Origin of the sequence: Escherichia sp. WS1450 (genome assembly GCF_046487395.1) — a bacterium.
GTDB lineage: Bacteria > Pseudomonadota > Gammaproteobacteria > Enterobacterales > Enterobacteriaceae > Escherichia > Escherichia coli.
In genome coordinates, this window is the sequence record NZ_JBJQJO010000022.1 from 1 (window position 1) to 13,773 (window position 13,773).

The following is a 13,773-nucleotide window of genomic DNA, read 5'->3' on the forward strand; positions in this document are numbered from 1 at the left end:
GTTCTGGTTACCGGCAATGTTCACACCCGGCAGGTTGATATTGGCGCTGCCATCAAATGACACTCCGCCGATTGTGCGTGCCGTCTGAAGTTTCGTTGCGGTTGCAGCATTGCCGGTAGTGCTCTGATTACCTGTTTTATTCACGCCTGGCAGGTCGATATTGGCGCTGCCATCAAATGACACCCCGCCGATTGTGCGTGCCGTCTTGAGCTTTGTCGCAGTATCTGCGTTTCCCGTCAAATTACCTGTAATGCCACCACTAACTGTTACCCCATTACCGATCGACACCAACCCAGTTCTTAAATTTATAGCAAAAGGTCTTAATGGGCCGATGTCACCATTTTCTCCCTCACCTTCATTTGTCGGGATAAGATGCAGAGATTCCTCGGATCTCCTGAAGATAAGGCCAAAGTCCTGGTTAAATATTCGAAGGGCATTTATTGTGCCAATTTTTAGCTGCCCCCCCATTGTGTCGCCAGAACGCTGAACTGCGTTACCAGCTTGAGAAGCAATATCCGTTAAGCCAAGATCTTCAGGGGTCAGAGTAATATCTGCCGACCCATCAAATGCCACACCGTTAATCTTTCTGGCTGTTTTTAATTTCGTCGCAGTATCGGCGTTCCCGGTCAGCGTACCAGTGATCCCCGCGCTGAAAGTCTGGCGTGCACTCCAGGTATTAGCTGTGCTCAACAGGGGGAGCTTTTCTCCGCTGGTTCCGAGTTCTCTTAAACCAAGGTATTGGATAACAGCCAGTGTGCTTGTTTTAGCAAGAATATCGCGACCGACTGACGTTAAATCAGTCTGGGCTACAGTGTCTGTTCCGGTAAAGTACGGTAATTTATTTGCCCCCGTCGCCAGGCCAGCGAGCGCGGTTAAGGTTGCGTCGAGAGGCTGCTTACCTGCCAGGGCATTTGTCATTGTAGTCGCAAAGTTCGGGTCATTGCCCAGCGCCGCAGCAAGCTCATTAAGAGTATCAAGAGCTTCTGGTGATGAGCCGACCAATGCAGAAATAGCGGCACGAACATAAGCGGTTGTTGCAATCTGAGTGTTGTTCGTACCTTGTGACGCCGTAGGAGCTGTTGGAACCCCCGTAAATGCCGGGCTTAATAACGGCGCTTTAAGAGCTAAAGCATCATTAATCGTCTGGCTAAACTGGGGATCATTGTTTATTGCATCTGCAATTTTTTTCAGCGTATCCAACGCTGAAGGAGAACCATCAATAAGGGCGGTTATAGCGGCCTGAACAAAGGCAGCGTTTGCGATTTGTGTACTGTTTGTACCTTGTTCCGGAGTTGGAGATGTAGGGATACCTATAAATTCCGGGCTATCAACCGGAGCTTTAAGTTTATTTAACGTGCTGATAGCAAGGGGGGTTGCAGCTTTATATTCTTCGTCACTATCCAAAGCACTGGAGAACTCAACACCTACAGCACGATTAGCGCGATATTTAGTGCTAATCATATCTGCGGTAACGGCTTGAGCATTGTCAGGCACGATCACTCGGCATAGCTCAATCTGGTTAGATGCTATGCCCTCATCAACGAGAGCTATAATTCTCGCAGCACTAATATCCGATGAACTATCTACCTGGCTGGTTTTCACTCCATGTTCGTAATTAGCTTCAAGAACGATGATTGTCGTTACACCTGCTTCTACAGGAACAACAACATCACTGACTTGCTGCACGGATATCTGACATTTACCCACGTCAACTGAAGCCGCCCCTCTTCCCTCTGTTTTCTCGGATGTAATCCGCACAAACAGGCCATCCCCTGGCACCGGTTCAAACCCACAGTACACACCGGGCAGAACGATATTTTTCATCTTCCTGTTTAGAGCTTCGGTGCTATACAGCTCAAAGTATTGCATGTCTGCAATTAGTGGAGCGGAAATGTCCGAAGATAAGGTGACAATGTTCTTTACTTTATCTGCGCACATAATTATCCCTCGACCTGTTCAATGGTCATGAGCAAGCTGTATCGCTTACCTTTGAATAAGGTGTCCTGTTGAGTACAAACAACCCCAAAAGCCTGATCCTCTGCATCTACGAGAACCAGCGTATTGAAATCGTAAGGTGTATCGTCCGGCATCGTTTCTTGTGGAAAAGCGGCATTAATCGTAATGACACCATCGAGGCTGGAAAGAATGAGATTGGATTCAGCAAAATGCTGTGCATCACTTAACTTGAAGTCGAGCGGAATATCAGAAATAGTCCAGCCACCAGCACTATTTACCGTCACAAGATCGGACTTGCACCAATAAGCCTTTGTCATAACAAAACGCTCACCTCTGCCGATTGCAGACTCTGCACGGCGAGAGTAGTAGTAAGAAAGGAGTTGCGCCTTGTAAATACTGGAATCGCTTTGGGATTTTAAAGTTTCAGCCATACGAACATAGCCCCTTTAACAAGCAATAAATCGAAGGGCAGTATGTTCAGTTTGTGATTTCCAGTGGTCTTTTGTTTTGAGAAATGGCCCCACCCAGGTTGGCGGGGCCTGGTTTGCTAAGGTGCAAAATTATAATCCAGCGCCCAGGCGTCGAGCGGGAGTTCATCGAGATGAAGCACTCTTTCCGTCGTCCGGTCTGGCCTTCCTGCGAACTGGATGCCGCCTATTTGAATGATCGTATCGCTAATAGATAGCTCATCGACCATCTCTTGCGTCGTGTACACCCCCTCAATAAAGGACACTTCCGCAGATAAGCAATTCAGGATCTCCGCCATTTCCGGCAATGTTGCGCTTAACTGGAAAGAAACACCATCAAACACGATATGCAATGGCAATAGCGGCGCTATAACCGTATCAAAATCAGCAAGTAGCTTCTGTACAGCAACGTCTCGGTCATCGCTATCATAAGCTCGATACAGCTTATTTTGGTTGACGACAACCAGCCCTCTGGATGTCAGGAAAAACTCACCATATTGTGCCTGAGCGGTCGGTATTTCATTTGCGGTCGCGAAGAATGAACCATAGGGATGTTTTTCTGTATCGACAGGCGCATACAAAGGTTCCCATGAGACGGGGATTGTGCCAAATTCACGCCAGAACGTTTGCTCTATCGGCCTTACTGTTCCTTTGAAGTGCACCTCATCCAGTCGTTGAGCTAATAGCATTGGCCTGCGTGTTTTGTCCGTTTCTGTGATAACAAAGAAACGACCATATTCAGCAATGCGAGTGTCCATATCCTCCCTTGCCATTGTGAAAAACGATTTACGGTTGCTTATTCGCGTGAGAATAGGTTCAACCGATTCATTCCACACGTCCTGAATCGTATCAACAAAGGCGGCCCACAATTTAGAATCCTGTTTAAATTGCGTCAGACGCTCTTTTAGCCAGTTATTCTGCATTGTGACCTCTTACGGATAGGTTATGCTGAACGTTGATGATTCCACGTCCAGATAAACAAAATCATTAAAGTACACAGCTTCTTTCATGTTCTGCGTAGCCACGTCATAAGACAGGAACATATCCAGCGATTCGATTACTCGCCAGATATCTTTTACTTTGACCTGTGCATAACATTGCTGTGAATCGTCATCACTCTGCAATAGCTGGCTAAATGACATGGAGTCTTTACCGAAGTTCTCCTCCAGTGCCGCTTTAATTGCAGTTAGCGCGTCATCCACCAGCACACTCTTTTTTACGATACCGGTAAATTTGATGTTGAACGGCTGTTCATTGGTGGCGACGTATTCGAACTTCTTATTCAGCTCATTAGGGATACTCTCAAGGGCTGATAATATCTCTGTTTTCAGAGCTTCCTGTGTTACGCCGGGCTTGTGCCCACAAAAGAAAATTTTGTTGATATTACGCACATCAAAGCCCGTGATTTTCTCCTGTAGCGCCTCCCCCCACACGTTAAGCCATGACGTGCCACTGACCACGTTCTGAATGAACTGTCGGTAATCACCGCCCCAAACAACCTGCTCATCGTAGGCCACATAATACTGCGCCCTGTTTCGGGTTTCCTCGGTAGTTTCCATGCCACCACCGCCAGAAATGATCGAATCGGTTTTTACTTCCAGTGATTCGACATACCCGGAGATGTTCCCTGCTGGTTCAAGTTTCTGGCCTTCAGCCAGCGTGTAATCACCGAGGCTTGCCATAATATCAATGCGTACCTGACTCCCTGCCGCTGGCATCATCCCCATTGATCCATCACCGAAGCGCACGCCGATCTGTTCTGTCGGCTTATAAACCAACACATAATGTTTACTGTTATCCCTGGACATGCGGAACAGGGGGTTATGTGTCCATTTTTCCTCGACACCATTAGTTATCACGACAACTTCCAGGCTGGCGACTTCTGCTGTTAACTCACGGGAAAGTAACAGCGTCAAGAATGGTGTTTCTTGCACCACGTCGAACGTTACGCTGACTGCTTCATGCTGTTTTACTTCTATGCCGGGTACTGTTTCACCAGCAGGGATAACAACACTACTGCTGGTTGCAATTGGTGTCTGGTCACTTGTCAGTAATTCAGCCCCTCCGGGTAGCGTAATATCCCTGTCGGTTTTGTTGGTGATGGAAACAGTGCCGTATGACGCATCGACCAAACGACCGACATAGCCACGGTCTTCCGCTGCCGCGAGAATACTTGCTCTACGCGTCGCGGTGGAAATGAATCCTTCTGTAAGTGCACGGCTTGCAAATGTACGCGCAATATAAACAATCTGCGCGCCCAAAACGGACTGCATTTGAATAAACTGGCTGTTTACAAATCGCGCCCACCAGGGGTTTTCGTTCAGCTTGGCATTAAACTTGTCCAGTAATTCGGTAATACTCACGCTGTATCTCCGCTATCTTTCTGCATAACAACATTCACGGTGCCTCCTTTTGCCTGGAAGCTAATTAGTAACTGGTCTTCAGAGACAGTCGCGCAGCGGATCGCCTGGAGTCCAAGCCCTGGTAAGTCCTGCTGTAGCTTCGTCATCATTCGCGCTTCAATCGCCACTTCAACAATGTGTGACGTATCAGAACCGAAGGGTTCGTGTTTGAACTCCTCCATCGGATTCCCCCATGACGGCAATCCGTAAACGCTGCCATTTGGTGTCCGTAGCCATTCATCGAGTCGGGCTATCCAGGCGTTTGTGTCGCCTTCAGCGATCACCACCCCGCTCTCGTTTGTCTGAAGGCGGGCATCAATCTCATAAAGCATCAGTCTTAATCCTCCAGTAATTTGTCAAGAGATGGGTCATTGATAGTCGTGCTGGCACGCTGACGAGGTTGTGGTTGTGATGTGTTCACAACTTTGTCCTGATCGCCTTTGCGGTTGTCTTTGCTTACGCCAAGAATCTCTTTGAGAACGGAATAAACGTTCTCCAGTGCTTTCAACATAGCCGGATCGTTATTTGCGGTATCTGTTGTTAGCATCTGCCTTATTCCGCTTCGTGCGAGGTCCGTGACGGTTGGTAGCTGAGGAGGCATTGCAAGGAACGGTTCTTTAGCAGCCACGCCCGAAGCAAACAGGCTTTGATTGATTGCGCCAGTCGTGTCCCTGATCGTATCCGCCGTTTTCTGTATGCCACCATTCAGCCAACCGCCAACACTCCTTGTTAACGGACTAATAGCGCGAGCAACATCGGTATTCTGTCCAGAGGACTGCAATACAAAGTCATTTAACATTCCGGTGCTATCAATACCGCCCACAAGTCGCGAGAGGTTATCTCCAACGGCGGGGAGGACGGCGGAGCCTACCTGGTTAAGCCCTGACACAGTTGAATCAAATAGCGAGCCAAAGAAGCCCCTGTCCTCACCTTCAACCACCTTGTAGCCGTTGTCGTAAATCTGCACACCCGCCGGTGTCGATGTGGCACGCTTCTCGCTGATGGTTGCCGGACTCTCCGGAAGCAGGTCAATGGTTTCTGTATCGCGGTTAACGTTGCGCTTTTGCTGTATAGCCGTAGTGATATCGGCGATCGGTTCCGCCTTCTGGAAACTAAAGTTTTTGCCCGTTGCTCTGGATATTTTTTCAACAAGAAACTTATCCAATTGCTTGGCTTTTGCTGCTAACGAGGACATCTCTTCCGGAGAACTGGCAGGGCCGAGATTTAGCCCCATATTGGGATCTCCCCCAACTATCCCGGCGATGACGCCCCCAACACCGTCTGCACTCATTAACCGCTCCGTCAATCCGGCTGCGGCGGAAGAATTGCCACTAGCTTTCGCGTGGCTGATCGCTTGGGCATTTTCCTGTTGAGCTGCCTTCGGTTTTTTAGCTGCCTGTGCGTGTTGAACCACGTCAGTAGGGCTAGGCATTACAGCCTGGGCTACGCTTGACGCAGGAATAGCAGAAGATGAGCCGTTGGCGTATTTGACTTTGCTACCGACACTATATTGGGAGTTGCGAGCGATTAGAGGACCGCCCTTTTCCTTCTGGATTTTATTAATGTGTTCCAGCGTTTCATCATTGAATTGCCCTTCCCAACGCCCAGTTTTAGCGTTGAATGAACCAAGAGCTGTTTTGATGAAATTGTTGTTAACCGCCGGGTTACCCCCCTCCTTCGTCGCAATAGCGCGAACAAGGTGCGTCATAACTTCAGGGTTGCTAACGTCTATTTTATCGTTGGGGGATACCCCTAGATATTTGCTGACGTTTTCAATGTACTGATTGGTGTTGTTCTCTGTTGGTGGTGCCCATTTTGAAATGATGCTGGATACTGTTTGCAGCTTCTGATACCCAGCGGCAGCACTTGTACCGTTGTAATAACTCGATACCTGGTTTGCCAATGCCCGAATCCCTTCTTCGGGCGTATTAAACCGCGCAAAACGCTGTTCGCCTTTCGCGTTCGGCGCTTCCAGTACCGCCCCCTCCTGATTTGCAAAAACCAGGTTCCCCAGGTTGTTATTCCGGTAATTCCTGTTCTTGGCGTTGCTTCCGCCTATATTCAGATCAGTCGTTATTGTATTTTTTTCAGGCGCTTTAAATTCGTCTGGCGATTTGTAGCCGTGTTCACCCACGCCATCCTCACCTCTGCGCCCGCCCTGTAGCTGTCGGGCCAGATCATTAATTGCGGCTACCGTTTGCTTGGTGCCATCTTCAACGGCTTTCTTAACCTGCGCAGTGCCTTCGCTGCTTGATGAGAACGATTCTTTTAGGCTGCTGAATGCGTTCTTCGACGCGTCGATAGAACTATTTATGCCGCGAGCAATATTGCTGGTATCAAGACTCTGAAGTTTTTGTCCGACACCTTCAAAGCCTAGCGCGGACATCCCCTCGCCAATGAGGTTAGCCGCTCCCGTCACCAGACCGCCCATATCCAGGACGTTAGCAGCGGCGTAGGCGCTCTTTTGCTGTGTTGTAACGTCCTGCCCTTCCTTCAGGTTATAAGTCGCCCTCTGCGCTTCTGTGTCGCTGTAGCCGTCTACGGCATCATAACCAACCATAGCCACCTGGCCGATGACTGGAATCGCCCTGAATCCGGCCCTTGCGGCAACACCTCCGGCAGCTTTGAGAGCCACTTTTCCAGCTTCTTTTTTCGCGATGTTTTCACCAGTGGCAACGGCAACCTTACCCGCCTCTTTCCTGGTAAGGCTTTCCCCAGCGGAAGTTGCCGCTTTACCAGCGTCTTTCCCTGCCGCTCCACCAGCCGCCGTTTTGGCTACGCTTTCTTCAGTGACCTTACCTGCTCTGGTTTTAACTGAAGATTTATCACCCGATGATTTTGGTGAGGTACTACCCTCGTTCCCACCAGCATTTTTTGTCCGATTTTTTTCCTCGCCCGCACTGTTGTTTTTGCCTGGCTGATTTTTTTTCCCCTCTTTGCCTTCCTGACTCCTGCCCGTCTCAGTAGGTTTGCTGGTGTTTTTTCCCTTCTTGCCCTTGTTTTCTTTACTGTCTCCAGTGCGGCCCGTGTTGCCACCACGTGCACTGCTACGACCGCGTGTAGGGGATATTTTGGTACGTAATCTGCCACCGCCGAGGAGGTCGCTCAGTTTTAGCCCACTCTCCTGGGACTTTCGTAGCTTCCGGATCTCTTCGGATACAGTTTCCAGCTCATCAATTATCTGGCTGTCGTTGCGTTGAAGAACTTTCGTTTGTTCTTCGATCGCACGCACAGATTTTTCTTTAACGGCTTCAGTAAATGCCTTTGCTGAACCGGGCGCGTTATCTGGAGTCTTCCTTTCATTGTCAGGTGCCGGGTAAGTAATGGCGGGGGCTTTTGCGACCACCGGTGCGCCAGCCGCCTTGTCGTTGCCATTATCTATCCATTCTTTCAATGATTTAGCCTTACCAGTAATCTCGCGGCTGATATCAAATACGCCCCGTGCTGCCATCCATAGTGGACCACCAGCCCCTACCCCGGCAGCATCGGTTACAGCTCCATCGTCGGCTTTCCCTGAACCATCAACCCCCATAATGGAACCGAGTTTTCGCAGGAACCCAACCTGTAGTTTTGCCTGTGCGCGTAGCTCATTCTGGCGTGCGAGATCCTCGTTTTTTTTCTGAGAGGCAAATCGTCCGTTGCTATCCCGTAACGGTGCACCAGAGGTGCTCTGGCTTTCTCTAACTGGTTGTTCTTGCCTTGCAGGCTGAATGTCAGGAGTGAGCAACTGAATGCGCTCAGGCGATGACTTCGTGGCTTTGCCTTCAGCCAGCGGTGCTGTTTTTGATTCCGAATGAGCGGTGCGGTGATCTGCTGCTGCTTTTTGCGGATTATCTATCTCGCTAGTGTTGTTTATACGTAATCTCTGTTTCCTGGTAGGGAGCCGGTCTTTATACGGCCCCTGTGTGAAACTGTTGCGTTGCGCCCCTGCTTTCCCTGTTCGGGCCAGGCGACGACTTACGCGTCCTTGTGGTGCGTCGCTGGTATCAGGATTGCGTCCGTAAGACTCAAGTGCTTTTTTTATTTCTGAAAGCGCAGCTAGCTCTTTCGCGTTTGCCGTTTGTATTGCGTCGATTATCGCTATTCGGTCTTTTTTATCGTTCAAAATAACCTCACTTACATCGGCGGTGATCACCCTGTTTTTTTGGCGTGGGCTTTGTATTTCTCTTCCAGTGCTTTTTCCATATGGAGTGCCCGCCACTGCGGTAATTGTTCAACGTCACTAACTGGCTGGTAGCCGTATAACGTCAGGTTATTGATAATGGTTAGCCATCCATTCAGATCTAATTGATGGGATAAACTCTCTATTGAGAAATGGGGCGTACAGCGTGGTAGTCACGTCTGCACCCTCCTTAGCGTTTTTGCAGCGTTGTGGCGGTAGGATCAGGCGGCTTGTGCCTCGTTCAATAGCCATTTTTAAGCCGTGGCGAAGGTCTTTCTGCATGAGCTGAATGCGAGCTACCAGAGGGGTAAACTCGGTTTCCAGAGCCATGTTTTCAATGATATCGAATCGTCTGTTTGCAGCTTGTGTGAAGTCTTCTGGATCGTCGTTCAGAGATGTACACAAGGCCAACTCAGCTATGCGGAGACGAGCAACCTCAGCACTGTACTCTGGAGTTTTCATATCAGGCAAAGTGGCGCGCATACGCTCAAGCAATTCAGCTCCTTTCCCTGTTAGTGGTTTAAGCGTCCACTCGGTTGGTACTCCGTTTATAGGGACCATAGTTTTAATAAACGGCGGGACAGTCAGGATTTCTACCGTTTCGGCAAGGTCTGAAAGGTTAATATCTGCGTGATGAACGTTTCCACAGTGACCACACTCGTATGAGTAAGTCATGACGGCATCAGGCCTGGAATTAACAAAGATCCACCAAAGCGCGGTTCTGCGATCCTGAACTGTCCAGTTTGAGCTGTCGTTAATTTCGCCGTCTTGCATAGCATTGAGGTATTCTGTTGTGGTTGCCTCGTCTTCTGCCGGATTGATGTCTGAATATTTCAGGGCATCTTTCACAGTAGGTGCATGAAACTGAATTTCTATTTCAGGCTGTGAAGGCAATGGGAATTTGGGAATGTTCAAGGATTCCTCCGAAAGCTAGGTTCAGTTAGTTTTTCAGAGGATAGGGAGTGTGTGATTTGTGGGAGTATTGAATAAGGATCTTTGTCGATCGAACAGCAACTATTGAGGGTGATTTTTACACCTTAAGTGACGCAATTCACATATCCACAGAGTATTTTTATAAACCTTTTTCTCTTTTTAATCCTTTTTAGATCCTTTTTAGGCATCGCGGAGGCCAGGGGTGGCGGGGCTTGTAGAGGACCAAGGTGTAAGATTTGCCCTCAATTAAGCTATTGAGGTGTAAGATTTGCCCTCAGCAGGTGTAAGATTTGCCCTCAAAAGGTGTAGTAATTGCCCTCAAAGTGATGTAAAAATTGCCCTCACCATTTGAAGGATCACACAGGGTTATGAACAGAGCGGAATTAACGGCAAAAGCCGTCAGTCTGATTGAATCAGCGACACCAATTAGCCGTAGCTTGGCGCAGGCCAATGAGATCACAGAGGCGGCTTATCACCTGACACGCGACCAAAAGCGACTGTTGTTTATTGTGGTGGGAAGACTTCGCTATGCTTCTAAGGATGGCGTTCTTGGTTCAGGTGCCTGTGAGTTGACGGTCAACGAATATGCAGAGATGTATAATTTGCCCTCTGCTGAAGCCAGCAAGGATATTCGTAAAGCTATCTCCGGACTTAGTGAGAAGAAAGTCACGATATATAACCCTGATGAATCAACCGAATCAGAAGACAGTTATGAGTCTTATCCCTGGATGATTAAGGAGGCTTACTCACCACGCCGGGGGACTTACATTATTCATCTGAATCCATATCTCATGCCGTTTTTTACTCTGCTTGATAAGAGGTTCACGAGGCTGAATTTTACTGAAGTGTCTCGCCTGACAAACCCTTATTCTATGCGGCTTTATGAGTCCTTATGCCAGTATAGAAAGGATGATGGGAGCGGCTTCGCTATACTTGGCGTTGAATGGATGCGGGAGCGTTATGGTCTTCCCAAAAGCTATCAACGGTACGCCGAATTTAAGAGAAGCTTTCTGGCAAAAGCTGTAGCTGAAATCGAAAAAAACACAAAAATGAAAATAGTTTTCTCAGAGGTTACAGAAGGTGGCAGAGTTACAAAAATAAAATTCACCTATCAGCAGTCTTAAGGGCAATTTCTACACCTCTCTGTAGGTGTAGGATTTGCCCTTAAAGATGGGAGATTGAGGGCAATTCTTACATCATTAGTTAGTTGGTTGGATCTTTAACGGCTAACATTATTTGTAATTTATTGATTAATAAGGAATGTGTAAAAATCACCCTCAGATGGCATCGTATGCTATAGCTATTTTTATCGCACTACTGTTGAATGTTTTATGGTTGTAACGCGTTGATTTTGTTGTGATGTGTAAAAAATGCCATCATTGACGTAAACAGCAGGTGTAGATATTGCCCTCAAGTTTGCCCCTTCCCCACCTTCTCGCACTTTAATATTGCATTTCAAAACTTGATCACGTTGCTGGCGGCGCTTTTAAGTGCGCTTGTTGCTAAACCAGCAGCTCCATTGACTAATGCGGACAGGCCGGAACCGGCAGATGTGTATCGCTGGAACGTGATCGGATAGGACAAGAATTCGGACACCTGATCACGTGAGCGGCTGATCTCTCCTATCTGAGTCGGAAATACACGCATTTCCTCTTCCAGCTCTTTCCCGCCTTCCTGTGTAACGCGGTATAGCCTGATATTCATGAGATAATCTGGCGGCAGGTTTAGCGTACCATCGCTATTGGTTACACGAGCGCGGCGCTCTTTGAACCAATTCATTATTTTGCCGTCTTCTGTGTCTCTGACCGTCATTGTTACCGGCCCGGCGGTTACGTGCGTTGGCTTATTGAACTCGACGCTACCAATGATTTTGCTTTCTGTTTCAATATTCCCGCTACTGTAAGTGATGTCCTTAACGAACATATCAAAGCCGCTTAATCCGTCTACGTCTACCGTCCACTGCCAGCCCTGGGCATAGCGGATACGCATAGCCGTAGCAACTACGTTCTTTCCGTAAGCGATGTCATTGCCGTAGCTCCCACTAACGCCACTGCCAGACACCGCTCTATCCAGAATGTCGCTGATAAGGTTGCTGGTGAACGATTTCGCGCTAAACGATACCGCACTGGCTAGCGTTTGCGTTGTAGCACTAAAAATACTCACGTAGCCCTCCGTGTTAAAAAATGGTAGCACCAGGGATAATGGCCCGGTTGGCTGCCATTTTTTCTTCTATCTCCTGAACACGCGCGTAGAGCGTCGCCTCATCAGGAAGATCGGAGTAATCAAACTTGCCATCAATTGACGCCCTTCGCTGGCGGGCAACGTTGCGGACATTGATAAGTGCTTCAAGATATTCCTCAAGCATTCCGATAATCGCAGGTGGCACTTGCCACTCATCCAGGTTGCGATCGCGGAGATTTACAAGGTATTGCATCTTGAAAGGCCAGCGTTCAGAACCGGTAAGCTCAAGTTCGACAAAACCGGCAATCTCGTCGGCGTAAACCAGAAGCCCGTTGTGGTCAGTGACGTGGACCAGAGACAGATAATCATCCGGAACAGGGATCGCCGTGCCGTCTGATTTCTCCAGCTTTAACGCCTTAACTACGCCTGCCCTGTCCTGGTAAGTAGTCAACGCTTTGAGCAGGAATGCTTTCAGTGTTTCCTCTTCCCGTACAAGAAGAGGATTGAATCGCGCTTTAACGCTTTCTAATAGTTCAGAAGGTGTCATAAATACTCCGGACGGAGGGGGATAATCCCGCTCTTTTGAGCGGGATCGGTATTACTCAACCCAGTTGTACACAATACGCAGGGTCGGTCTGACAACCGCCGTTACATCTTCTGATGAGAAATCAACGGCATCGGAATACACTTTGCAGTGTGAGTAAGTACGTGACAGACCTTTGCTGTCACCGCTGTTAGATTCAGCGGCAGCCTGGAAAGAGATATCCAGATATTTCTTCTGATAAACCATCTCTTTGACGGCAGCGAGTACAACACCTTCAATCGTCTCCGCACAGGTAACCTGAAATTCACCTGAGTTACGCAGCGGGCCGTGTTGGTTGAACTTCATACCGCCTGGAGCGTAATCTTCTACGTCTTCACGCGTCATTTCCGGTAACTGCGCGGTGCGGATCAGCACTGACAGATTTTCGTATCCCTTAATGGTCATCCAATATTCAGTGCCAATTAATTTTTCGCCTGCTGCCAGGTTCTTGTTGAATCTGGCTTTCAGGAAGGCGAGATCGGCTTTTGTGTTTGAAAAACCGGCCATAATTACTCCTAAACAAAAACAGATGAGATATTGCTGCGGTTAATAGATGTGTTACCACTGCATTGCAGAGTGACCGTGTTGTGGGTGAAATAGCCTTCCGATGTGCGCGGGGCGTCAAGCTGATAGCTGACGCTTTTGATCACAACGTTCGTTAACATCACGTTCCTGCCGATATTTATCGTTACGGCCTCCGGGACTCGACCAAAAGGCGTAATGTCGTTTAGTTCTGGCGATGCCATTTTCAGCAACGTCGTGATGGCGTCATTCACTTCCGTTTTGGCGTTGGACATCGCTAAAAAATCCAGTACAAGGGTAAATTCCGGCGGTTGTTGCCCTTCCCACACGAGGGTGGAGTTGAACCGGCTTTTACTCGTGTACCCTGATGATGTCTGCACGATGCCTGCAAGAGATGATGCCGCCTCGCTAATAGCGCCTAACATGCTGCCCATCGCTTTATCTTCAAATGGCGACTGCCACAGAGACGTTAATTCGGCAGAGGAACCTTCGCCGATATATCCGATGACCATATCCTCGCTTGATATGATGTATGCTTTCATTAGCGGACTGATTCCGTCCGCAACG

11 protein-coding genes and 1 pseudogene are annotated in these 13,773 nt (G+C 48.5%); 1 reads left to right on the forward strand and 11 read right to left on the reverse strand.

Translation table 11 applies throughout. The features are described 5' to 3' along the window. From ACJHYR_RS20705 to ACJHYR_RS20735, 7 genes and pseudogenes are all read right to left on the reverse strand, one after another. Positions 1 to 1,938, reverse strand: a pseudogene (locus ACJHYR_RS20705) (phage tail protein); the annotation flags it as partial. A 2-nt stretch (positions 1,939 to 1,940) separates the two neighbouring features. After that, the gene (locus ACJHYR_RS20710; protein WP_021551831.1) at positions 1,941 to 2,387 is read right to left on the reverse strand and encodes a hypothetical protein; all 447 of its coding nucleotides are present in this window, start codon (positions 2,385 to 2,387) and stop codon (positions 1,941 to 1,943) included. 116 nt (positions 2,388 to 2,503) lie between these two features. After that, complete coding sequence (locus tag ACJHYR_RS20715; RefSeq protein WP_021551830.1) at positions 2,504 to 3,346, reverse strand: hypothetical protein; 843 nt, start codon at positions 3,344 to 3,346, stop codon at positions 2,504 to 2,506. Between the two features lie 9 nt (positions 3,347 to 3,355). After that, on the reverse strand, positions 3,356 to 4,786 hold the full coding sequence (locus ACJHYR_RS20720) for a hypothetical protein (RefSeq protein ID WP_021551829.1): 1,431 nt from the start codon (positions 4,784 to 4,786) through the stop codon (positions 3,356 to 3,358). After that, positions 4,783 to 5,112, reverse strand: a complete 330-nt coding sequence (locus tag ACJHYR_RS20725; RefSeq protein ID WP_223363304.1) for a hypothetical protein — start codon at positions 5,110 to 5,112, stop codon at positions 4,783 to 4,785. The genes ACJHYR_RS20720 and ACJHYR_RS20725 overlap by 4 nt, the downstream gene beginning before the upstream one ends. A gap of 50 nt (positions 5,113 to 5,162) precedes the next feature. After that, on the reverse strand, positions 5,163 to 8,930 hold the full coding sequence (locus ACJHYR_RS20730; RefSeq protein ID WP_074441523.1) for a transglycosylase: 3,768 nt from the start codon (positions 8,928 to 8,930) through the stop codon (positions 5,163 to 5,165). Positions 8,931 to 9,077: 147 nt separating this feature from the next. Further along, positions 9,078 to 9,902, reverse strand: coding sequence for a hypothetical protein (locus tag ACJHYR_RS20735; protein WP_021551826.1), 825 nt, complete (start codon positions 9,900 to 9,902; stop codon positions 9,078 to 9,080). Positions 9,903 to 10,288: 386 nt separating this feature from the next. On the opposite strand from ACJHYR_RS20735, the gene ACJHYR_RS20740 reads away from it, so the two are divergent. Beyond that, the gene (locus ACJHYR_RS20740; RefSeq protein ID WP_021551825.1) at positions 10,289 to 11,044 is read left to right on the forward strand and encodes a RepB family plasmid replication initiator protein; all 756 of its coding nucleotides are present in this window, start codon (positions 10,289 to 10,291) and stop codon (positions 11,042 to 11,044) included. Positions 11,045 to 11,375: 331 nt separating this feature from the next. On the opposite strand, the gene ACJHYR_RS20745 is transcribed toward ACJHYR_RS20740, so the two are convergent. Genes ACJHYR_RS20745 through ACJHYR_RS20760 form a run of 4 tightly spaced genes read right to left on the reverse strand, consistent with a single transcriptional unit; the run spans position 11,376 to position 13,748 of the window. Continuing rightward, a complete protein-coding gene (locus tag ACJHYR_RS20745) occupies positions 11,376 to 12,083 on the reverse strand; it encodes a hypothetical protein (protein WP_021551824.1) in 708 nt (235 codons plus the stop codon). A gap of 13 nt (positions 12,084 to 12,096) precedes the next feature. Then, positions 12,097 to 12,648, reverse strand: coding sequence for a hypothetical protein (locus tag ACJHYR_RS20750; protein WP_021551823.1), 552 nt, complete (start codon positions 12,646 to 12,648; stop codon positions 12,097 to 12,099). 51 nt (positions 12,649 to 12,699) lie between these two features. Then, entirely contained in the window at positions 12,700 to 13,191 is a 492-nt protein-coding gene (locus ACJHYR_RS20755) for a hypothetical protein (RefSeq protein ID WP_021551822.1), read from the reverse strand. 8 nt (positions 13,192 to 13,199) lie between these two features. Then, the gene (locus tag ACJHYR_RS20760) at positions 13,200 to 13,748 is read right to left on the reverse strand and encodes a hypothetical protein (protein ID WP_029701805.1); all 549 of its coding nucleotides are present in this window, start codon (positions 13,746 to 13,748) and stop codon (positions 13,200 to 13,202) included. Positions 13,749 to 13,773: the final 25 nt, after the last annotated feature.